This window comes from Acidovorax sp. BoFeN1, assembly GCF_003345135.1.
GTDB lineage: Bacteria > Pseudomonadota > Gammaproteobacteria > Burkholderiales > Burkholderiaceae_C > Acidovorax > Acidovorax defluvii.
In genome coordinates this window covers 59,067-81,488 of record NZ_QOZT01000002.1, presented here as the reverse complement: position 1 = coordinate 81,488, position 22,422 = coordinate 59,067, and the positions used below count along the sequence as shown (strand labels likewise).

Here is a 22,422-nt window from a genome sequence, read left to right as displayed (position 1 = left end):
CAGAGCACTATGTTGCGATTCGGCGCAGCTATGCTGCCGAGTGCAATGCCGCGACACCCATGACCGTTCATCACCCGCTCTCCACCGCCACCAGTCCCCACGCTCGCTATGACAGCGTGGATGCCCTGCGGGGCTTTGCCATGCTGTGGATGACTGTTTTCCACTTTTGTTTCGATCTGAGCCATTTTGGCTATTGGCCACAGAATTTTCGTGCTGATCCTTTTTGGACTCTGCAGCGCACCGCCATCGTGAGCCTCTTTCTTTTCTGTGCTGGTCTCGGTCAGGCCATCGCCTTACAGCAAGGGCAGGGGTGGGTGCGGTTTGGTCGGCGCTGGCTCCAGATTGCTGGCTGCGCCGTGCTGGTGACGGTCAGTTCGTGGGTGATGTTTCCGCAAAGCTTTATCTATTTCGGTGTGCTGCATGGCATGGCGGTCATGCTGCTGGTGGCCCGGTGCACTGCGGGCTGGGGGCGCTGGCTTTGGCTGGCGGGAGCCGTTGCACTGGCGCTGCCGTGGTGTGCAAAGCTGCTCCTGTCGGGTGTGGGTGCTGAGTGGGCGCCACTGTTGAATGGGCGCGCTTTGAACTGGCTTGGCCTGGTGTCCCGCAAGCCGTTTACAGAGGACTACGTGCCGGTGCTGCCCTGGCTGGGAATCATCTGGTGGGGTCTAGCTGCGGGGCAGTGGATGCTGTCCCGATCGGTATCGTGGGTGCCGCTGGGTGTGCCGTTTTTCTTGCGGCCACTGGCATCTCTCGGGCGGTGGAGTCTGAGCTACTACATGGTGCATCAGCCAGTCATGATCGGTGGCCTGATGGTGCTGGGCTGGGTGCTCAAGAGATAAGGCCCTGCTAAGTGCGCTGATTACCAAGGCGCTTTCACCATAAAAAAACGCGGCCTGAACCGCGTTTTTTCTTGAGGAGCCTGCGTTCAGTGCGAACGCATTCAGGCACTTTTTATTCGACCTTGGCCTTGGCGCGCAGTTCTTCCTGGAACTTGGCCAGTTTTTGCTGCTGCAGTTGCTGCGCAACTTGCGGCTTGACCTCGTCCAGCTTGGGCAACTGGGCTTGGCGCATGTCGTCCAGGCGGATCACGTGCCAGCCAAACTGGCTCTTCACAGGGGTCTCGGTCATCTTGCCCTTGCTGAGCTTGATCAGGGCTTCCGTGAATTCGCTCACATAGCTGGCGGGGTTGGCCCAGTCCAGATCGCCGCCCTTGGCGCCAGAGCCTGGGTCTTTGGACTGCTTCTTGGCGATATCTTCAAACTTGGCACCCTTTTTGATGGATGCAATGATGGCTTTGGCATCCGCTTCCTTGTCCACCAGGATGTGGCTGGCCTTGTATTCCTTGCCGCTGTTGTTGGCCACGAACTTGTCGTACTCGGCCTGGATTTCAGCGTCGGTCACGGGGTTGTTCTTCTGGTAGTCGGCGAACAGTTCGCGGATCAGGATGGTTTGGCGGGCCAGCTCCATTTGCGTTTTGTAGTCGGCAGATCCTTCGAGGCCGCGCTTTTGGGCTTCCTGCAGGAAGATTTCGCGGGCGATCACTTCTTCCTTGATCTGACCTTCCACTTCAGGGGTGACGGGGCGGCCGGACCGCTCTACCTGCTGGCGCAGAACTTCGGCGCGCTCTTTGGGCACGGCCTTGCCATTCACGATGGCAAGGTTCTGGGCGGATACGGGCAGGGCCATCGTGCCCAGCACGGCAGCGGCCACGAGGCCGGACAGGAGCTGTTTCTTCATGCGGAATCCAAAAAGTGAGAAAGTGATTACAGGCCGAAGGCCGGCAACAGTAAAGATGGGGGCCGGGTCAGAGAACTTCAATGACGATGGCGTGAACGCCCTGGTCAATAAATTCTTGCAGCGCATCATACACAAGGCGATGCTGCGCAACGCGGCTTCTTCCGGTAAACAAAGGTGACGCAATGCGCACCCTGAAATGGGTGCCGAAACCCGTGCCGTTGGCGCCCGCATGGCCTGCGTGGGCGGCACTTTCATCTACTACCTCCACCACGGTGGGGTTGAGCTTTTCAGACAGGCGCTGCTGCATGGCCTGGGCCAGGGCGGGAAGCGGAATCGTGGTCATGCTTGTGGCCCCTTGGTGTCTTCGGTGTCCTTCATGTAGCGGCTGAGATACAGCGCTTGCGCCAGCACAAACACAAACATCAGCCCCATGCCGCCGAAAAGCTTGAAGGTGACCCAGGTGTCGGTATCAAAGTTGTAGGCCACCCAGAGGTTGAGCACGCCCATGACGGCAAAGAAGCCCGTCCAGCTCCAGTTCATGGTGCGCCATGCTGATTCCGGCAAGTCCATCTGAGCGCCCATCAGGGACTTGAGCAGGTTTTTGCGGAAAAACAGCTGGCCGCCCAGCAGTGCGCCACCCATCAACCAATAGAGCACGGTGGGCTTCCACTTGATGAAGGTGTCGCTTTGCGACAGCAGCGTGGCGCCACCGAAGAGCACGATCACCCCGAGGCTGAGCCATTGCATGGGTTCGACCTTGCCGTGCTTGAAATGCAGGTAGCCGATCTGCGCCACCGTGGCGGCAATGGCCACGGCTGTGGCGATGTAGATACCCCAGATCTTGAATGCCGCGAAGAACAGGAAGATGGGAAAGAAGTCGATCAGTAGTTTCATGTCGCCAGAGGTTGGGGTGACGGCCTGGGCCGGTTCAAGGGGTCTTCTGTGTGAAGTCGAGTGAGGCGGAGTTCATGCAGTAGCGCAGTCCTGTCGGTGCCGGGCCGTCTTCGAAGACATGGCCCAGATGCGCCCCGCATTGTGCACACACGGTTTCGGTGCGCACCATGCCGTGGCTGCGATCGACGATGTCTGCAATGGCTCCGGGCACTGCCTGCGAAAAGCTCGGCCAGCCGCAGCCGGCATCAAACTTGGTGACCGCATCAAACAACTTGGCGCCGCAGCAGATGCAGTGGTAGCTGCCGTCTGCCCAGTGGGCTTCGTATTTGCCGGTGAAGGGGCGCTCGGTGGCCGCATGGCGCGTAACCTGCAGCGCGCCGGGCTCGGCACCCTTTTCCTGGAGCAGCGTTTGCCATTCGGCGTCGGTTTTCTGGATGGGGTAGCTCATGATGAACAGCTGATCTCGATGGATGAGGCCCAGTCGGGCGGGAAGTCTGCCCAGGCGTCGTGGCCGGGATGCTCGTCAAACGGACGCTCCAGCAGGCGCTGCAGGGTTTGGAATTCGGAGAAATCACCAAGTTTCGCAGCCCGGATGGCCTGCTCGCCCAGGTGGTTGCGCAGCACGAACTTGGGATTGTTGTTTAGCATAAAATCGGCCACTAGCCCTTTATTTGTAAGCGCAAGTAGCTCACTATATGATAGCAACCACTGGTCCCAGCCCGCACGGTCGGCAAACAGGTCGCGCACCAGTTCAAAATGGTTTTGCGCGACGGCGTGCGACAGGCGGCGCCAAAAGATGGTGTAGTCCACTTCGTTTTCTGCCAGCAGCAGCAAGATCCCGTCGATCAATTCGGCATCGTCGGCACGCTCGCCGGCAAGGCCCAGCTTGGCGCGCATGCGGGCCATGAAGTCGGTGGAAAAAACGGTTTTGTACGACGCAAGGGCCTCCCGGGCCAACTCTTCGTCGCCGATCAGCGGCATCAAGGCCTGGGCCAGGCAATGCAGATTCCAGTAGGCCACGTTGGGCTGGCGGTTGAAGGCATATCGGCCCTGGGTGTCGCTGTGGTTGCAGACGTGGCCGGGCGCAAAGGCATCCAGAAACTGAAAGGGGCCGTAGTCGATGGTCAAACCCAGAATGCTCATGTTGTCGGTGTTCATCACACCATGACAAAACCCCACGGCCTGCCAGTGCGCCATCAGGGTTGCCGTGCGCTCGCTCACGGCCTGCAGCAACGCTGCATAGGCGTTGCCACCAGGCTGCCCGGTGGTGCGGCAGGCCGGGTAATACCGGTCGATCACATAGTCGGCCAGCGCGCGCAGCTCGTCCACCTTGCCACGGGCGGCGAAATGCTCGAAATGGCCGAAACGGATAAAACTCTGCGCCACCCGGGTCACCACGGCAGCGGTTTCAATTTCTTCGCGGCGCACGGGCGCCGGTGACCCTGTTAAGCACAAGGCCCGCGAGGTGGGGATGCCGAGCGCGTGCATGGCTTCGCTGCACAGGAATTCTCGGATGCTCGAACGCAGCACGGCGCGCCCATCGCCCATGCGCGAGTAGGTGGTTCGGCCGCTGCCTTTGAGCTGCACCTCCAGCCCGCCCATGGTTTCGCCCAGCAGGATGGCCCGCCCGTCGCCCAGCTGCCCGGCCCACACGCCAAACTGGTGGCCGCTGTAAACGCTGGCCAGGGGGCTGCTGCCGGGCAGGCGGGCATTGCCCGTGAACGCATGCAGCGCTTCGTCCGACGCCATCCAGTCTGCATCAAGCGCCAGCAGTTGCGCCACGTCGGTGCTGGTGCCTATCCAGTGCGGTTGGGGTAGGGGGGTGGGCTCCAATGCGGTGAAAAACGTGGGCCCCAGGCTGGCGAACGCACCCTGGCTGGTCCATTCCAGAGGCGAGGTGGCAGTGCTGGTGGCAAGCGGGTTCATCGCTGCATTGTCTCGCAGCCACGATGCCCCGGCCCTTGCAGGGCCATGCCCGCGCAGCGGATTTGGCGTTGGGTGGCGCAGCCCTTCAATGGGCCTTGTGACTTGGGGGAGGCTTCATCTGCGTATTGTGTGACTTGGCGTCTGACACAGCGACTCAGGCAGCACGATCTGAAAAATGGGCAAGCAGCCTGAGGCGCTGGCCCCGCCCGCCAACTGTCTGGCGCGCGACAGGTGTTGGCGCGAAGAAGGCAACGCTGCACACTGTGGCCCAGGCCGTGGGGCGCGCGAGGCCTTGCATCCATCTCAATCGGCAGCGGGCACCTAGGCGGCGGGCGATCGGTTGCAGGGCCGCGCACTGAGCCGGTTTGCGCACACTGGCCACGGTAGGATAAGGATTCCAATCAACATGATATTCAAGGAGCACACATGCTGGGCCTGATGCAAAGTCAACCACTGCTGATTTCTTCGCTGATCGAGTTTGCCGAACGGCACCACGGCGATGCAGAAATCGTCTCACGCAGGGTGGAAGGGGATATTCATCGCTACACCTACCGTGACCTTGCACGCCGTGCCAGGCAGCTGGCGAATGTGCTGGACGGCGTGGAGCTGCAGTTCAGCGACCGCGTGGCCACGCTGGCGTGGAATGGCTACCGCCACATGGAGATGTACTTTGGTGTGAGCGGATCAGGCCGTGTGCTGCACACCGTCAACCCGCGACTGCATCCTGATCAGATCGCCTGGATCGTCAACCATGCCGAAGACCAGGTGATGTGCTTTGACATCACCTTCCTGCCGCTGGTGCAGGCGGTGCACGCACGCTGCCCCACGGTGAAAAAATGGGTGGCGCTGTGCGATGCCGACAAGCTGCCAGCCGATTCGGGAATCCCCGGTCTGGTGAGCTACGAGACCTGGATTGGCGGCGCATCCACCGACTACGCTTGGCCCGTGTTTGACGAAAACTCGGCATCCAGCATGTGCTACACCAGCGGGACCACCGGCAACCCCAAGGCGGCGCTCTACAGCCACCGCTCGACCACGCTGCACGCCTATGCCGCAGCGTTGCCCGATGTGATGAACCTGTCGGCGCGCGATGCCGTGCTGCCTGTGGTGCCCATGTTTCACGTCAATGCCTGGGGCATTCCCTATTCGGCACCGCTCACCGGCTGCAAGCTGGTGTTTCCGGGGCCGGCCCTGGATGGCAAGTCGGTGTATGAGTTGATCGAATCGGAAGGGGTGACCTTTGCCGCAGGTGTGCCCACGGTCTGGCAGATGTTGCTGAACCACGTCAAGGCAGGTGGTTTCAGGTTCAGCACCCTCAACCGCACGGTGATTGGTGGTTCGGCATGCCCACCCGCCATGATCCATGCCTTCCAGGATGAATTTGGCGTGTCGGTCCTGCACGCCTGGGGCATGACGGAGATGAGCCCGCTGGGCACGCTGTGCACCCTCAAAAACAAGCATCAGGCGTTGCCGCGCGATGAGCAGATGAAGATCCTGCAAAAGCAGGGGCGCGCCATCTATGGCGTGGACATGAAGATTGTGGACAGCTCCGGTGCCGAGCTGCCCTGGGATGGCAAGACCTACGGTGACCTGCTGGTGAAGGGGCCATGGATCGTGGCCGATTACTACAAGAGCGAAGGCGGCAGCCCCCTGATCGCGGATGCGCAGGGGCGTGGCTGGTTTCCCACCGGTGACGTGGCAACCATCGACGCAGATGGCTTCATGCAGATCACCGACCGCAGCAAGGACGTCATCAAGTCTGGCGGCGAGTGGATCAGCTCCATCGACATCGAAAACATCGCCATGGCGCACCCCGCCATTGCCATGGCGGCCTGTGTCGGCATGCCGCATCCCAAGTGGGATGAGCGTCCGATCGTCGCGGTGGCCCTCAAGCCCGGCGCCGAAGTGAGCCGCGAGGAACTGCTGGCCTTTTACGAAGGCAAGACCGCCAAGTGGCAGATTCCTGATGACGTGGTGTTTGTCGATGCCATTCCCATCGGGGCCACGGGCAAGATGCTCAAGGCCAAGCTGCGCGAGCAACTCAAGGGTTACAAGCTTCCCGGCCTTTGATTTCGGGCGGGTGTGGCGCTCGGGGGAGCGCTGCATCCGCGGCATGCCAGTCGCATGGGTGATAGCTGCTAGGGGCAATCCCTGAGCGGTGGTTGGTGGCAACGCGGTACGCTGCGTTCGGTTGATTCAACAGGAGACAAGACAATGAAATTTGCTATCAAAGCAGTAGCTGCATCCATTATTCTGGCAAGCGCTGGTGGCGCTTTCGCCCAAAAAGGCGAAACCGTCAAAATCGCCTGGCTAGACCCGCTCTCGGGCCTGATGGCTGCGGTGGGTACGAACCAGCTCAAGAGCTTTCAGTTTCTGGCGGAAGAGTTCAACAAAAAGAATGCAGCCGGCGTCAAGTTTGAAATCATCGGCATCGACAACAAGCTGAGCCCGCAGGAAACCACCAGCGCCCTGCGTTCCGCAATGGACCAAGGTGCCCGCTATGTGGTGCAGGGCAATGGCTCTGGCCCGGCTTTGGCCATCATTGACGCGCTGGAAAAGCACAACGCCCGCAACCCTGGCAAGGAAGTGCTGTTCCTCAACTATGCCGCGGTGGACCCGGACCTGACCAACAGCAAGTGCAGCTACTGGCACTTCCGCCTGGATGCCGACACCTCCATGAAGATGGAAGCGCTGACCACTTACATGAAAGACCTTCCTGAAGTCAAGAAGGTCTACCTGATCAACCAGAACTACTCGCACGGCCACCAGGTTTCCAAGTTCGCCAAGGAAATCATGAAGCGCAAGCGCCCCGACGTGCAGTTTGTCGGCGACGACCTGCACCCGTTGGCACAGGTGCGCGATTTCTCGCCCTACATCGCCAAGATCAAGGCCTCGGGCGCCGACAGCGTGATCACCGGCAACTGGGGCTCCGACCTGGCGCTGCTGATCAAGGCCGCCAACGACGCGGGCCTGAACAACGTCAACTTTTACACCTACTACGGATCCGTATCCGGCAGCCCGACTGCCATGGGCGCTGCCGCTGCTGGCCGCGTGTACATGGTGGCTTATGCCCACATGAACCTGCCAGGCCCGCTGCACCAGATCGTGGTGGACTACAAGAAGAAGTTCAATGACGACATGTACACCGGCGCCGTGTACCACGCCTTCTCCATGCTGACGGAAGCCTTTGCCAAGACCAAGTCCACCGACCCGGTGAAGGTGGCGGCCACCCTGGAAGGCATGAAGTTCAAGAGCTTCAACGGCGAGGTGGAGATGCGCAAGACCGATCACCAGCTGCAGCAAGGCCTCTTCGTCTCGAAGTGGGAGAAGACGGGTGGCAAGTACACGATCGACTCTGAAAACACGGGCCACACGTTTGTTCCTGTGAAGTACTACGAGCCCTATGTGGCCAGTACGCCCACTTCGTGCCAGATGAAGCGTCCTTCCTGAGACCACTTTTTGAACGCAGGAGGCCCGACGTCCCTCGGGCCTCTTTTTTTGACCCAGAAATGAAGAATTTCAATGAATCTTGAGTTTTTCGTGATCTCTCTGCTGAACGGCGTCAGCTACGGGCTGCTGCTGTTCATGCTGAGCTCAGGCCTCACGCTGATCTTCAGCATGATGGGTGTGCTCAACTTTGCGCACACCAGTTTTTACATGCTGGGCGCCTATTTCGCCTACACCATTTCCAGCGTGGTGGGGTTCTGGCCCGCGCTGCTGCTTGCTCCGCTCGCAGTAGGCGCCCTGGGGGCCATTTTTGAACGCTACAGCCTGCGCCGTGTGCACAAGTTCGGCCATGTGCCCGAGCTGCTGGTGACGTTCGGGCTGTCTTACCTGATTCTGGAGCTGGTGCAACTGGTGTGGGGGCGGTCCACGGTCCCTTACGGGTTGCCCACGCAGTTGCAGGGGCCCTTGTTCACGCTGTATGGCACGCAGTTTCCCAAGTCACGATCGTTCGTCATGCTGGTGGCCCTGCTGATGCTGGTGTCGGTGTGGCTGCTGCTGACGCGCACCCGCATTGGTCTGGTGATTCAGGCCGCGCTCAAGCACCCCGAAATGGTGGAGGCGCTGGGCCACAACGTGCCCCGTGTGTTCATGCTGGTGTTTGGCGGCGGTGCGGCCCTGGCGGGGCTGGCCGGCGTGATCGGCGGCAACACCTATGTCACCGAGCCCGCCATGGCAGGCTCCGTGGGTTCCATCATCTTCGTGGTGGTGGTGGTGGGTGGCATGGGATCGCTGGCGGGTGCGTTTTTGGCGTCGCTGCTGATTGGCCTGGTGCAGACGTTTGCCGTGGCTATTGATTACTCGGTGGCATCTGCACTGCAAGGCATGGGCGTGGCGGTGTCTGAAAGCACCTTTGGCTGGCCTTTGCTCAAGCTCACGGTTTCGCAAGTGGCGCCCATCCTGCCGTATCTGTTCCTGGTTCTGATTTTGATTTTCCGCCCCAAGGGTCTGCTGGGTACACGGGAAGACTGAGGCTATGAAGACCACCACATCATCTATTTCTCCGGCCACGCAATACCACCGGTTCAAGCCGTGGAACGTGGGCCGCCTGGTCATCTGGAGCCTGTTTGCGGTCATGCTCATCGTTGCGCCCATGCTGTTTCGCAGCGGCCTGGCGTTGACCATGCTCTCGCAGATCGGTTATCTCATCATCATCTGCCTGTCTTACAACATGCTGCTCGGCCAGGGGGGCATGCTGAGCTTCGGTCACGCGGTGTATACCGGCCTGGGGTCGTTTCTTGCCATTCACGCGATGAACCTGGCCGGCGAGGGTGCGCTGCCTGTGCCTCTGGTGCTGATTCCTCTGGTGGGCGGCCTGGCGGGCATGTTCTTTGCCATCCTGCTGGGGTTCGTGACCACCAAGAAATCGGGAACCACCTTTGCCATGATCACGCTGGGCATCGGTGAGCTGGTGGCTTCGATGGCGCTGATGTTCCCCGAGTTTTTTGGCGGCGAAGGTGGCATCACTACCGACCGGGTGTATGGCAAACCGTTCTTTGGCATCACGTTCGGCCCCGCCATTGAGGTGTATTACCTCATCGCGGTGTATTGCTTTGTCTGCACCGCTGCCATGTTCGCCTTCACAGGCACGCCGCTGGGGCGCATTCTGAATGCCGTGCGCGACAACCCCGAGCGCGTGGAATTCATTGGCTACAACACCCAGCGCGTGCGCTATTTCGCGTTCATCATTGCGGGCTTCTTTGCCGGCATCGGGGGCGGGCTGGCGGCGATCAATTTCGAGATCGTCACGGGGGCCGACAGCGTAAACGTGCTTCGCTCGGGTGGCTACCTGCTGTTCACCTTTCTGGGCGGTGCCACGTTCTTTTTCGGGCCCATCATCGGCGCCGTGCTGCTGGTGTTTGCGTCGGTGCTGCTGTCTGAGCTTTCCAAGGCCTGGCTGCTGTACCTGGGGCTCGTCTTCCTGTTCATGGTGATGTATGCGCCCGGCGGCATTGCCAGCCTGATCATGATGAACCTGCGCCTGGCGAAGTTCGGCAAGTTGCGCGGCCTGTGGCCCTCTTATCTTGCGCTGGGTGGCACCGCACTGGTGGCCGTGCTGGGTGCGGCCGCCATGGTGGAGATGACCTACCACCTCCAGCTCAATGCCGCCTTGGGGCCTGACCTCAATTTCCTCGGGGCCACTTTGCAGGCCAACTCGGTGGGCAGCTGGTTTGGCGCAGGGTTTGTGCTGCTCACGGGGCTTGGGTTGTTCGAGTTGTGTCGGCGCCAGTTTGTGCAGCAATGGGGGGCGATCCAGGAAGAGATCGAACACGAAATCAAGCGGGGGGAGGCGCTGTGAACATGGCGACAAACGCACCTTGTGCGCTCGAACTGCGTGATCTGCGCAAGAGTTTTGGCAAGACAGAAATCATCCGTGGCGTGAACCTGGCCGTGCAGCCTGGCGAACGGGTCGCCATCATCGGCCCCAACGGCGCGGGCAAGTCCACACTGTTCAATCTGATCAGCGGGCGCTTTGGCCCCACCAGCGGCGAAGTGCTGCTCAATGGCCAGCGCATTGATGGCAAGGCGCCTTACGAGATCAACCGCATGGGGTTGTCGCGCAGCTTTCAGATTACCAACATCTTCCCCAAGCTGAGCGTGTTTGAAAACCTGCGCTGCGGAGTGCTCTGGAGCATGGGCTACAAGTACACCTTTTTGCGGTTTCTTTCGAACCTTGACGACGCCAACGAGCGCGCCAAGCAGCTCATGGAAATGATCAAGCTCGACAAGAAGCGTGACACCCTGGCGGTCAACCTCACCTATGCCGAGCAGCGCGCGCTGGAGATCGGCGTCACCATTGCCGGCGGCGCCAATGTGGTGTTGCTGGACGAACCCACGGCCGGCATGAGCCGCAGCGAAACCACGCGCTTCATTCACCTCATCAAGGAAGTGACCGAAGGCCGCACCTTGCTCACGGTGGAACACGACATGGGTGTGGTGTTCGGCCTGGCCGACAAGATCGCCGTGGTGGTGTATGGCGAGGTCATCGCCTTTGACACCCCCGACAAGGTGCGCGCCAATGCGCGCGTACAGGAGGCCTACCTGGGCTCCGCCGTTGCCGATGCGCAGGCGGGAGGACACTGACATGCTCACCATTGAAAACCTCCACGCCTACTACGGCAAAAGCCATGTGCTGCATGGTGTGTCCTTTGATGTCCAGCCCGGTGAAATCGTGGCCCTGCTGGGGCGCAACGGTTCGGGGCGGTCCACCACAGCCAAGGCCATCATGGGGCTTGTGGACTGGGAAGGCTCGGTGCAATGGAAGGGGCAGTCGCTCACCGGCAAGAAAGCCTACGAGATCGCCCACCTGGGCATTGGTTATGTGCCCGAAAGCCGAGACATATTCCCCAACCTCACGGTTCACCAGAATCTGCTGCTCGGGCAAAAAGGCAAGGGCAAGGGCAGCCGGTGGTCTTTTGACGACATGTACGGCATGTTTCCTCGCCTCAAGGAGCGCCAGCACACTGAAGCCGGCGTGATGTCGGGCGGCGAGCAACAGATGCTGACGCTGTGCCGCACGCTCATGGGTGACCCCGATCTCATCATCATCGATGAACCCACCGAGGGTCTGGCTCCCAAGATCGTCGAGTTGGTGGGGCAATACCTGCAGACCATCAAGGCACGCGGTATCTCGGTGCTGTTGATCGAGCAAAAACTCACCATCGCCATGACCATTTCTGACCGCACGCTCGTCATGGGACACGGGAGCATCGTTTTTCAGGGCACACCAGAAACCTTGCGGGCTGACAACTACGTTCGCAAAGAGTGGCTTGAGGTTTGACGCACGCATTGGCAGGGTAGGGAGTGGCTTGCACGAGGTTGCCGTTGATGTGCACTGCGCCCTGTTCCGGTGGCTGGTTTTGCCCTGGTGTGCAAGGCTTGCCTTCTTTTGTCCCGCCCGGGACAAAAGAGTGCAGCCAATGCCGGCAGAACTCTCTACAATAAAAATCGCACGACCGTTCTTTTTCTAATTTCCAAGGAACAACAGCATGACCGCTGAATACAAAGTCCACGGCCCCGTTGCCGTGATCACCCTGGCCAATCCTCCCGTCAATGGCCTCGGCCTGTCCACCCGTCAGGGCATTGTGGACGGTCTGAACCGTGCCAATGACGATGCTGCGGTGACGTCCATCGTCATCACCGGCGCGGGTGGTGCGTTTTCTGGTGGCGCCGACATCAAGGAGTTTGGCACCGACAAATCCCTGCAAGAGCCCAACCTGCACTCCGTGATTGCTGCGGTAGAGAATTCGCCCAAGCCCGTGGTGGCCGCAATTCACTCGGTCTGCATGGGCGGTGGGCTTGAGCTGGCCCTGGGCTGCCACTACCGCGTGGCTGCTCCCGGTTGCAGCGTTGCACTGCCCGAAGTCAAGCTGGGCATCCTGCCTGGCGCTGGCGGCACGCAGCGCCTGCCCCGCGTGCTGGGCGTGGAAGCGGCTTTGAACATGATCGTCAGCGGCGAAGCCATCAAGAGCGAAATGATCGGCATGCTGCCGGGCCAGAAGCTGTTCGACAAGCTGGTGGCCTCCCCTGAGGTGCTGGCCGCCGAGGCCTTGGCCTTTGCACAAAGCGTGGCCGATGTGCGCCCGCTGCCGCTGGTACGCAACCTCCCTTGCAAGCACCCCCAGGGCGACGCGTACTTCCAGTTCGCGCGCAACATGGTCAAGGGCATGAGCAAGAACTTTCCTGCACCCGCCAAGTGCGTGGACGCCGTCGAGGCTGCCACCAAGCGCAAATTTGCCGATGGCCTGCTGTTCGAGCGTGAGCTGTTCATCAACCTGATGTGGACGCCCGAGTCGCGCTCGCTGCGGCACCTGTTCCTGGCCGAGCGCGCTGCGAGCAAGATCCCTGATGTGCCTTCGGATACCCCCAAGCGCGATATCAAGGCCGTGGCCGTGATCGGCGCCGGCACCATGGGCGGCGGCATTGCCATGAACTTCCTGAACGCCGGCATTCCCGTGAAGATGCTGGAGATGAAGCAGGAGGCGTTGGACCGTGGCATCGCCACCATCCAAAAGAACTACGAAGCCCAGGTCAAGAAGGGCAAGCTCAAGCAGGATAAATACGAGCAGCGCATGGCCCTGCTGAGCACCACGCTGAGCTACGACGACCTCAAGGACGCCGACCTCGTGATCGAGGCCGTGTTTGAAGAAATCGGCGTCAAGGAAGCCGTGTTCAAGGAGCTCGACCGCGTGATGAAGCCCGGCGCCATCCTGGCCTCCAACACCTCCACGCTGGACGTGAACAAGATTGCCCATTTCACCAAGCGTCCGCAGGACGTGGTGGGCCTGCACTTCTTCAGCCCCGCCAACGTGATGAAGCTGCTCGAAGTGGTGCGCGGCGATGCCACCGCCAAGGACGTGCTCGCCACCGTGATGGCTATTGCCAAGAAGATCAAGAAAACCGCCGTGGTGTCCGGCGTGTGCGACGGCTTCATCGGCAACCGCATGATCGAGCAATACGGCCGCCAGGGCGGTTTCCTGCTCGACGAAGGTTGCACGCCCGAGCAGGTGGACAAGGCGATGGAGAAATTCGGCATGGCCATGGGCCCGTTCCGCATGGGCGACCTGGCCGGAAACGACATCGGCTGGGCCATCCGCAAGCGCCGCTACACCGAAAAACCCGACATGAAGTACAGCAAGACGGCTGACCTGCTGTGCGAAAAAGGTCGCTTCGGCCAGAAGACCGGCGCGGGCTGGTACGACTATGTGCCCGGCAAGCGCGACGCCATTCCGAATGCTGAAGTGGTCAAGATGATCGAAGACCACCGCGCCTCGCTGGGCATCACGCCGCGCAAGATTTCGGATGAGGAAATTGTCCAGCGCCTGGTGTTCAGCCTGGTCAACGAAGCCGCCTACATCCTCGAAGAAGGCATTGCCAACAAGGCCAGCGACATCGACGTGGTCTACATCTTTGGCTACGGCTTCCCGGTGTACCGCGGTGGCCCGCTGAATTACGCCAACGAGGTCGGCCTGTTCAACGTGGTGCAGGCCATGAACCGCTTTGCCAGGAACCCGCTGGACGATGCCGCGTTCTGGAAGCCCGCGCCGCTGCTGGCCAGGCTCGCTGCCGAAGGCAAGGCGTTCAACTGATTGATGCGAAGCCGCACCGCATGTGCGCGAGCCCTGCTTGCATATAGCCAGGCCGCCACAGGTGCGCTCCAACCCTGAAAGGATTTTCCATGACCTCCGCAGTGATTGTTTCCACCGCCCGCACCCCGCTTGCCAAAAGCTGGAAGGGTTCCTTCAACATGACCCATGGCGCCACGCTGGGCGGCCATGCCGTGCAGCACGCCGTGCAGCGCGCCGGCGTTGACCCGGCTGACATCGACGACGTGCTCATGGGCTGCGCCACGCCCGAAGGCGCCACCGGCGCCAACATCGCGCGGCAGATCGCCCTGCGTGCCGGCCTGCCCATCACCGTGTCGGGCGTCACCGTCAACCGTTTTTGCTCGTCGGGCCTGCAGACCATCGCCATGGCCGCGCAGCGCATCATTGCGGGCGAGGCCGATGTTTTCGTGGCGGGCGGCGTTGAAAGCATCTCCTGCGTACAGCAGGAAATGAACACCCACATGTTGCAAGACCTGGCTTTGGCCAAGGCCAAGCCCGAGATCTACTGGAGCATGCTGCAGACCGCAGAGCAGGTGGCCAAGCGCTATCACATCGGCCGCGAAGCCATGGACGAATATGGCGCCGCCAGCCAGCAAAAGGCCTGCGCCGCCCAGGCGGCTGGCTTGTTCGACGCTGAAATCGCCCCCATCACCGTGACGGCTGGCGTGGTAGACAAGGTCATGGGCCTGACCACCAGGCAAGTCACCGTGAGCCGCGACGAAGGCACGCGCGAAGGCACCACCGTGGAGGCCATCAGCGGCCTGCGCTCGGCGCTGCCGGGCGGCCTGATCTCGGCCGGCAACGCCAGCCAGTTCAGCGATGGCGCCGGCGCCTGCGTACTGACCAGCGAAGACTACGCCAGCAAAAAGGGCCTCAAGCCCCTGGGCCGTTTCCTTGGCTTCGCCGTGGCCGGCTGCGAGCCTGACGAAATGGGCATCGGCCCTGTGTATGCCGTGCCCAAGGTGCTCAAAAAACTGGGCCTCACGGTGCAGGACATCGACCTGTGGGAGCTGAATGAAGCCTTTGCCGTGCAGGTGCTGTATTGCCGCGACAAGCTGGGCATTCCGGCAGACCGCCTGAACGTGAACGGCGGCGCCATCGCTGTCGGCCACCCTTACGGTGTATCGGGCCAGCGCCTCACGGGCCATGCGCTCATCGAAGGCAAGCGCCGTGGTGCCAAGCGCGTCTGCGTGACCATGTGCATCGGCGGCGGCATGGGTGCTGCCGGCGTGTTTGAAGTGCTGTAAGCGCTGACGACGGGTTGAAACGCATGCGCCCCGCGCAAGCCGAACGGTTTGCGCGGGGCTTTTGCTTCGGTTCTGGTAGTTGCTGGCGCCTGTTTGGCGGGCGTTGGAGGAGGCTGCCGCCGCTGCCAACTCCTGTCATTCGATTCCGTTTGCGGTCACGCTCTTGCAGGCGAGCCCTTGTGAAACCGTATTGAATTTCGTCCCGCTTCTTTTGCCTGGTACATCGCGTCATCCGCCCGCTTCAGCACCTCTTCCTGGCTCAGGTCATGGTTCATGAATACAACCACTCCAATGCTGGCGGAGCAATAGTGCTTTACCACCTTGTGGGTTGCCGCCGTTTGTCCGACGGTCAACAGAAAGGGTTGGGCCAAAGTTGTGCGAATCTTTTCAGCAACAACCCCTGCCTTGGCATCAGGTTCCGTATCGCCAAGATCGCCCAATAAAACGACGAATTCATCGCCACCAAACCGCGCAACAGTGTCCATCTCGCGGACCGAGTCCGTCAGTCTTTTGGCAACCTCCATCAGCAATAGATCGCCCACATCGTGACCATGCGTGTCATTGAGTGTCTTGAAGTTGTCCAGGTCAAGAAACATGAGTGCCGCATAGGACGTCGTGCGCCTGCTGGCCGCCATGACCTGACCAAGGCGGTCAGTCAGAAGGCGACGGTTGGGCAAATTGGTTAATGCGTCGTGGAAAGCCAGTTGCCTGACTGCGTCTTCCAGCTCCTTTTGCACCGTAATGTCTTTTGCGATGCCCTCGGCACCAATGACCATGCCAGCCTCGTCTTTGATCGGCACAGCACTGGAGATGTGCCAGCGCCAGCTTTTGTCGGCGTGGCGAACCCTGTATTCAATATTGGTCTGCAATTGTCCCGTGGAAAACAACCCACTCAGTGCGGCTGTGCAAATCGAAAGATCTTCGGGGTGAACGAACTTCGAGATGGAATGACCCGCGACTTCTTCCAGCGGATGGCCCAAAAGGCTGGTCCACGCAGGCGAAACGAAAGTAAAAATACCATCCTCATTCAGCGTATAGATGATGTCGTGACTGTTATTGACGAGCAGCCGGAACTTTTCTTCGCTGGCAATCAATTTTTCCGTTCTCTCTGCTACGCGATTCTCCAGTGATGTTGTCAATTCCTTGTTGGCACTGAATTGCCGAGAGAGCGATGCCGCCATGTCCTTGAAGCGTTCAATAAGCTGGTGGTGCTCGGTCACGTTGCTCTGCGGCCAAACATGTTCGGCTCCCTTGCTCAGTTCCTCTGGCAACGACTTGGTAAACAGCGTTAGTTGCTCCACTCTCGCAACCGCAATTCGACTGAGGAACTCCGCCAGAACCAGGGAGGTAAACAGCAAAATGAACAGCAGTGCCAATACGCTGGTGTAGCGCGCGTAAAGCATTTTTTGAAAGGGCGCGACGGGTTGCTCCAATATCAATCGCCACTCTGACAGTCCACCTATCGGGCTATCCACAAGATAGGAAGATGCTTTCCATCGTTCTGAACTGGGTGTATTGGGCGGCAGTTTGGGCGCCCATTGAGAAATGGTGTCGTCGAGTCGATGCAGGCTGCCGTTGCTGCGTGCAAATGGTTGCATGACCTGCTGATCTTTGTGGTTCGTGAGGATCACATTGCCGTTGGTGTCCAGCAATGTGTAAAGCATCGTCTTGCTCTGGGCATTCTTTTCCAGAAATTGCTCTATTTCATTGAGACTCAGAACGCCTGCGACATGTCCGTTGAACTCATTCGCCTTCACGACAGGTGCGAGCACAGCAACAATCGGCTTTGGTACACCGATCTGCCCCAAGACGACCTCTGATAACATGGGTTTGAGGGACTCTTTCAGGCGTGGAATAAAAGGTCTGTCAGCGAAGTTCTTGCCAATGTTGCTCCGACCCAGTTCGTCAACCTGCGGTGAATATGCGGTTGTGGTGGAGGTGCTGTCCAAAAGTCCGACGCGCAAAAAATTGATGTCAGACCGGTGCGATTGCACCAGCCTGGGTTGCATTTGTGCCGGAGTGAGCGTCGTTGCCAGTGCGGCAAGATGGCTGATTTCATTGATCCGATTGTGCGACCAGACATCAATGCGATGGCGCACCAATTGGGTCTCGTGGACAAGATCGTTGCGAATCTGGAGATCAGTCTTTTTAAATTCGTCATGGCTTGAAACCATCAACAGAATCAATGCCGGGTACAGCGCGAAAAAAGACAAAAGGTTGTATATGAGGTCGCGATAAGCGATCTTTGCCGAACCTGTACCCAACGCGTATCCAGAGTAGAGAAGTCGTGCCAGCAGCGTGTTGGCCACTCCATTCACAGCCTGCTTGGTCATGGTAATGGTGGTGCTGCCCACTGAAGCATCCATCACGCCGTGATAGAACACGTAAACGAGTGGCATCCCAATGACGAGCCAATAAATGGCATCGGCCAGTACCATCCCGATGTTCTTGCGCCCCATCAGCAAGCCCACCGCGACCACTTCTATGGTCATAATGACGATGGCATAGGGGGTGATTCCAGAGAAAGTAGGTGACCACAGCAGCAATGGCACCCACCGCAACACCGCTGCCCAGTCCAAATAATTGCAAAGCAAGCATCGCGAAGACGCTGCCGAAAAGAAAATCGATATTGAGAAATATCGGATACTTAAAGTAGTTGCCGATCAAGCCAAGGGATATGAGGGCGAGCAACACACCGGCCCTGACCTGGATCGGCCACTGGCTGGACATATTCGCTTTTATTTTTTCAGTCCAATCGGCGGAGCCTTGATTGGTAAAAAATGGAAGGCCACGCTTGGTCATAAAACTGAAATAAAGACGGTGCTCATTGCGTCTGTGAGCAGCTAAATGTTACATTTTTTTCCATTTTATAGATTTGCCGTCTTGATGATGATCAATGTAGTTGCCAATGTCCGGCATGCAGACGTGTGGCTCTCTCACGGAGGGTGAGTGGCAGCGTGTTGGCCTGCCACAGGGCTGCGGCTTGCCAGTGTCGGCTTCCTCTGCCGGCCGCCAATCGGGGCGGCAAGCCTTCAACGATGGTTATGGGGCGATTCAAGCCAGTCACATCCGCACTTCCGTCCTGGCCGCCGCGATTTGCTGCAATGGCGATCGCTGGTAGCGCTTTTTCCGTCCGCGTCAAAGTGCAAAAAATCCAAAATTGATGTGGGGTCGGTTGCTGCAGCAGACCTTTCTTACCAGCCTTCCACAGTCGGGGGCGGAACGGCCTGCCAGCGGGCGGCTTCAAGTTGACAACGCAGCTTCGTCGCGCCGTGTCGCGCAGAGGAGATGCCAGGGGTGCGCGCCGCTCGACCGCATGGAGGCCGCGTCCAATCTTGCTGGTTCTCAGAGCGCAGTCCGCCAATGGGGTTAACCCCGGTGTAGGCGCCGGCTGCTTTGATGACAATCAATTTTTTGGCCTGAATATGGGCCTACCGGAGTTGCTGTTTGTGAGTCAACTTGTTGCGCCTGATGAAATTCCCCGCTGGATACCCGGCCAGCTGACGCTTGACAGCGTGCCGGTCGGTTGGGATCAGGTGACGCTCAAGGGCTATCAGTACACGTCCCTTGACGTTGAAATTCCTTCCATGCGCGACTACATGCTCGTGCGTTACAAGTGCGATGACGCGGTCATGAGCCGGCGCGCAGGTGGCCCTTGGCGCAGCGAGCGGGTCGGGCGGGGCGTGTGTTCTCTGCTGACCCGCGGCGAGTCGTCGCAGTGGAAGTGGGACCGCCCGATCGACGTCACCCACCTCTACCTGGCTCATTCCGAGCTGTGCCGTGTCGCGGAGGACGTCTTCGAACGAACCATCAGCGATGTGGGCATGGAAGACTGCGTCCGTGCCGAGGACGGTGTCCTTCCCGGCCTCGTGTCCGCTTTCGAGTCCGAGCTGGAAAGCGGCGGGCTCGGCGGAGGTCTCTACCGGTCGGCCCTTTTGAACCAGCTTTGCGTTCATCTGCTTCGCCGCTATGCCAAGGCCGGCGTGCGCGAGGTGCCGCTGGCCGGTCGCATGGCCGAGTGGCAACGGCGGCGCATTGTCCAGTATGTCGAGGACAACCTGGATCGCAACCTCAAGCTCGACGAGATGGCCCGCGAGGCGGGCGTCAGTGTCTCCGGGCTGATCCGCAAGTTCCACGCAGAGTTCGGCTGCGCACCCCACGCCTACGTTTTGCGTCAGCGCCTGGAGCGTGCCCGGCGACTCCTCGGCCGTCCGGTGTCTGTGCCACTGAAGTGCATTGCCGTGGACTGCGGCTTCTCCGACCAGAGTCACCTGGTGCGGCACTTCAAGCGGGCGTTCAAGCAAACGCCCGTGGAGTACCGCAGCACGGTGAACGCGGTGGCACCACTCGAGCCCGACCACAGCATCGACTGTCCGGCCTGATGGGCGAGCAGGCAGTCGACGCCACGATGGTGGCGGGCGACGGTGGCCTGTGTTTCCTTGAGACTGCCAATCTTTGCGGATTGGCAGCCTTTGCGCCTCAATTAAGTTGCGAAATGAACTTGGTGGTCAGGTAGCCGTCGAAGGTTTCGCTGCCGCCCTCGCTGCCATAGCCACTTTCCTTGATGCCACCGAACGGTGTCTCGGCCAGCGCCAGCCCGATGTGGTTGATGGACACCATGCCCGCTTCAAGCCCGCGCGAGATCTGGTGCGCGTTATTCAGTGACGTGGTGAAGGCATACGACGCCAGGCCGAAGGGCAGGCTGTTGGCGCGCGCGAGCACTTCTTCCACCGTCTTGAATCGCACCATGCCGGCCATCGGGCCGAAGGGCTCCTCGGTCATGAAGCGCGAGTCGTCGGGCAAGTCAGCCAGCACCGTGGGGGCGAAGAAGTTGCCGTCGCCTTGCAGCCGATGGCCGCCCGCCACGATCTTGGCGCCGCGCTGGCGGGCGTCTTCCACGAAGCCCTCCATGGCGGCAACGCGGCGCGGTTGCGCCAGCGGCCCCATGCGGTTGGTTTCAACCAGCCCGTCACCGACCGCCAGGGCCTGCGCCCGCTGCGCGAATCGTTCGACGAAACGGTCGTACACACCGTCCTGCACATAAAAGCGCGTGGGGGAAATGCACACCTGTCCCGCGTTGCGGAACTTGAAGCCAGACAGCACGTCTGCTGCCCGGTCGATGTCCGCATCGTCACAAACGATCACGGGCGCGTGGCCGCCAAGCTCCATGGTGCTGCGCTTCATGTTCGCACCGGCCAGCGCAGCCAGCTGCTGCCCGACGGGCGTGGAGCCCGTGAAGGAAATCTTGCGCACGATGGGCGAGCGGATCAGGTAGTCCGAGATCATCCCGGAATCGCCGGACACCACGTTCAGCACGCCCGGTGGCAAGCCGGCGTCATGAAAGAGCTCGGCGATCGCCTGCACCGAGGCCGGTGTGTCGCTGGAGCCCTTGAGGATAACCGTGCACCCGGCGCCAATGGCCGCGACCACCTTGCGAAAGGCCTGGCTGAAGGGGAAGTTCCAGGGTGAGAACGCCACGCACACGCCAATGGGTTCACGCAGCACGGTCTGCTGGACGCTGGCATCACGGGGCGGAATAAGGCGGCCATAAATGCGCCGGCATTCCTCCGCATGCCACTCGGCGTGTTCGGCGCAGACTGCCACTTCGCCCACGCCTTCGGCCAGGGGCTTGCCCTGCTCCAGGGTGAGGTTGCGGCCGATCTGCGGCGCACGTTCGCGGATCAATCCTGCGACGGCTTTCAGCACTTGCGCGCGCTGCATCGCCGTGCTGTTGCGCCACGACGCGAACGCGCGCTGGGCCGCTGCCAGTGCCATGTCAAGGTCGGCCTGGGTGGCATGCGGCAACTGGCCGATCACCTGGTTGTTGGCCGGGTTCAGGACATCCTGTTCGCGGCGGCCTTCGCCGCGCAGCATTTGTCCGTCGATGTAGAGGCTGAGTTGGGGGTACATGGTGGGTTGTTCTTTCAGAAGCTTATGGGATCAGGACTGCGCGCCCGATCACCTTGCCGTGGTGCAGGTCGTCGATGGCCTGGTTCACCTGGGCCATGGGGCGGCGCGACACCGGAATCGACTTCATGCCGGTGCGCTTGACCAGCTCCACCAGCTCTCGCAGTTCGGCCAGGGTGCCGACGTAGCTGCCCTCGATGCACAGCGGGCGCAGCGGGATGGTCGCCAGGGAGATGGTCAGATCACCGCCCATCAGCCCGCAGATGACGATGTGGCCGCCGCGCCGGGCGCTCTGCATGGCCAGCGATACGGTGGCGGACGAGCCCACCAGGTCCAGAATCTGGCCGGCACCGCCTTCAGTCGCCGCGATGATCTGGCTGGTCGCATCGGCAGCCTTGCCGTCGATCACTGCCAGCGCGCCGGCTGCCAGCGCGGCTTCGCGCTTGGCAGGGTCGATGTCCACCACGATCGCGCCTTTGCCGCCAAGGGCCTTCAGCACCTCGATGGCCATCAGGCCCAGGCCTCCGGCACCAATCATGACGACGGGTTCGCGGTGGATGCCTTCGCCCAGTTTCTTGATGGCGCTGTAGGTCGTCACGCCCGCGCAGGCCAGAGGCGCCGCCTCGGCATCGTCCAGACCGTCGATGTTGACCAGGTAGCGCGGGTGGGGAACGATCACGTAATCGGCAAAGCCACCGGGGCGTGCCACGCCAAGGGCGCGGCCCTTCAGGCACAGGTTTTCATCGCCGCGCAGGCAGGTGGGGCATTCGCCGCAGCCGATCCAGGGGTGGATGACGTAGCGGGAGCCGGTCGGGACTTCGCCGGCATCCGGTCCGGCTGCCACCACCTCGCCACAGATTTCGTGGCTGAGGATGAGGGGCGGCTTGATGCCCCGGTCTGCCAGGTTCATGCGCTTGCCGCCGCCCAGGTCGTAAAAACCTTCCCAGATGTGCAGGTCGGTGTGGCAAAGGCCGGCGGCCTTCACACGCACGAGCACCTCGGTTCCCACGGGCTGCGGAGTCTCACGCTCGACGAGTTCAAGCGGCTTTGAATGGTGCATCACGCAATAACAGCGCATGGTGTGTGTTTCCTTGATTATC

At 60.6% G+C, this 22,422-nt stretch carries 19 protein-coding genes; 11 read left to right on the top strand and 8 right to left on the bottom strand.

Going from position 1 to position 22,422, the window contains the following annotated elements:
• Window positions 1–59: 59 nt before the first annotated feature.
• Entirely contained in the window at window positions 60–839 is a 780-nt protein-coding gene (locus DTW89_RS00855; protein WP_114654530.1) for a DUF1624 domain-containing protein, read from the top strand.
• A gap of 112 nt (window positions 840–951) precedes the next feature.
• Here DTW89_RS00855 and DTW89_RS00850 read toward each other — a convergent pair whose 3' ends face one another.
• The 5 genes from DTW89_RS00850 to DTW89_RS00830 all read right to left on the bottom strand — a co-directional run bounded on the left by DTW89_RS00850 (window position 952) and on the right by DTW89_RS00830 (window position 4,557).
• Window positions 952–1,737, bottom strand: coding sequence for a foldase protein PrsA (locus tag DTW89_RS00850; protein WP_024815325.1), 786 nt, complete (start codon window positions 1,735–1,737; stop codon window positions 952–954).
• A 67-nt stretch (window positions 1,738–1,804) separates the two neighbouring features.
• Window positions 1,805–2,080, bottom strand: a complete 276-nt coding sequence (locus tag DTW89_RS00845) for a BolA family protein (RefSeq protein WP_114654529.1) — start codon at window positions 2,078–2,080, stop codon at window positions 1,805–1,807.
• On the bottom strand, window positions 2,077–2,631 hold the full coding sequence (locus tag DTW89_RS00840) for a septation protein A (RefSeq protein ID WP_114654528.1): 555 nt from the start codon (window positions 2,629–2,631) through the stop codon (window positions 2,077–2,079). Before DTW89_RS00840 ends, DTW89_RS00845 begins: the two co-directional genes overlap by 4 nt.
• A gap of 34 nt (window positions 2,632–2,665) precedes the next feature.
• On the bottom strand, window positions 2,666–3,079 hold the full coding sequence (gene msrB / locus DTW89_RS00835; protein ID WP_114654527.1) for a peptide-methionine (R)-S-oxide reductase MsrB: 414 nt from the start codon (window positions 3,077–3,079) through the stop codon (window positions 2,666–2,668).
• Window positions 3,076–4,557 carry a protein adenylyltransferase SelO gene (locus DTW89_RS00830; RefSeq protein ID WP_114654526.1) on the bottom strand — a complete coding sequence of 494 codons (1,482 nt, stop codon included), beginning with the start codon at window positions 4,555–4,557 and terminating at the stop codon, window positions 3,076–3,078. Before DTW89_RS00830 ends, msrB begins: the two co-directional genes overlap by 4 nt.
• Window positions 4,558–4,983: 426 nt before the next feature.
• Between DTW89_RS00830 and DTW89_RS00825 the strand changes: the two genes are divergently transcribed.
• From DTW89_RS00825 to DTW89_RS00790, 8 genes are all read left to right on the top strand, one after another.
• Window positions 4,984–6,627, top strand: coding sequence for a 3-(methylthio)propionyl-CoA ligase (locus DTW89_RS00825; RefSeq protein ID WP_114654525.1), 1,644 nt, complete (start codon window positions 4,984–4,986; stop codon window positions 6,625–6,627).
• Window positions 6,628–6,771: 144 nt separating this feature from the next.
• Window positions 6,772–8,007, top strand: a complete 1,236-nt coding sequence (locus DTW89_RS00820) for a branched-chain amino acid ABC transporter substrate-binding protein (protein WP_114654524.1) — start codon at window positions 6,772–6,774, stop codon at window positions 8,005–8,007.
• A 72-nt stretch (window positions 8,008–8,079) separates the two neighbouring features.
• A complete protein-coding gene (locus DTW89_RS00815; RefSeq protein ID WP_024815318.1) occupies window positions 8,080–9,033 on the top strand; it encodes a branched-chain amino acid ABC transporter permease in 954 nt (317 codons plus the stop codon).
• A 4-nt stretch (window positions 9,034–9,037) separates the two neighbouring features.
• Window positions 9,038–10,360, top strand: coding sequence for a branched-chain amino acid ABC transporter permease (locus DTW89_RS00810; protein WP_024815317.1), 1,323 nt, complete (start codon window positions 9,038–9,040; stop codon window positions 10,358–10,360).
• Window positions 10,361–10,362: 2 nt separating this feature from the next.
• A complete protein-coding gene (locus tag DTW89_RS00805; RefSeq protein ID WP_024815316.1) occupies window positions 10,363–11,145 on the top strand; it encodes an ABC transporter ATP-binding protein in 783 nt (260 codons plus the stop codon).
• Window position 11,146: 1 nt separating this feature from the next.
• Window positions 11,147–11,842, top strand: a complete 696-nt coding sequence (locus DTW89_RS00800) for an ABC transporter ATP-binding protein (protein WP_024815315.1) — start codon at window positions 11,147–11,149, stop codon at window positions 11,840–11,842.
• 208 nt (window positions 11,843–12,050) lie between these two features.
• Window positions 12,051–14,150 carry a 3-hydroxyacyl-CoA dehydrogenase NAD-binding domain-containing protein gene (locus tag DTW89_RS00795; RefSeq protein ID WP_114654523.1) on the top strand — a complete coding sequence of 700 codons (2,100 nt, stop codon included), beginning with the start codon at window positions 12,051–12,053 and terminating at the stop codon, window positions 14,148–14,150.
• An 89-nt stretch (window positions 14,151–14,239) separates the two neighbouring features.
• Window positions 14,240–15,415: an acetyl-CoA C-acyltransferase gene (locus DTW89_RS00790; protein ID WP_086912207.1), complete on the top strand. Its 1,176-nt coding sequence runs from the start codon at window positions 14,240–14,242 to the stop codon at window positions 15,413–15,415.
• 155 nt (window positions 15,416–15,570) lie between these two features.
• Here DTW89_RS00790 and DTW89_RS00785 read toward each other — a convergent pair whose 3' ends face one another.
• Window positions 15,571–17,994, bottom strand: coding sequence for a diguanylate cyclase domain-containing protein (locus tag DTW89_RS00785; protein WP_161555614.1), 2,424 nt, complete (start codon window positions 17,992–17,994; stop codon window positions 15,571–15,573).
• 4 nt (window positions 17,995–17,998) lie between these two features.
• On the opposite strand from DTW89_RS00785, the gene DTW89_RS19215 reads away from it, so the two are divergent.
• On the top strand, window positions 17,999–18,262 hold the full coding sequence (locus tag DTW89_RS19215; RefSeq protein WP_147277609.1) for a hypothetical protein: 264 nt from the start codon (window positions 17,999–18,001) through the stop codon (window positions 18,260–18,262).
• Between the two features lie 488 nt (window positions 18,263–18,750).
• Window positions 18,751–19,797 carry an AraC family transcriptional regulator gene (locus tag DTW89_RS00780; RefSeq protein ID WP_236636983.1) on the top strand — a complete coding sequence of 349 codons (1,047 nt, stop codon included), beginning with the start codon at window positions 18,751–18,753 and terminating at the stop codon, window positions 19,795–19,797.
• Window positions 19,798–19,894: 97 nt separating this feature from the next.
• On the opposite strand, the gene DTW89_RS00775 is transcribed toward DTW89_RS00780, so the two are convergent.
• Both DTW89_RS00775 and DTW89_RS00770 read right to left on the bottom strand, forming a co-directional pair.
• A complete protein-coding gene (locus DTW89_RS00775) occupies window positions 19,895–21,325 on the bottom strand; it encodes an NAD-dependent succinate-semialdehyde dehydrogenase (protein WP_114654521.1) in 1,431 nt (476 codons plus the stop codon).
• A 22-nt stretch (window positions 21,326–21,347) separates the two neighbouring features.
• Entirely contained in the window at window positions 21,348–22,400 is a 1,053-nt protein-coding gene (locus tag DTW89_RS00770; protein WP_011805340.1) for an alcohol dehydrogenase, read from the bottom strand.
• Window positions 22,401–22,422 lie beyond the last annotated feature (22 nt).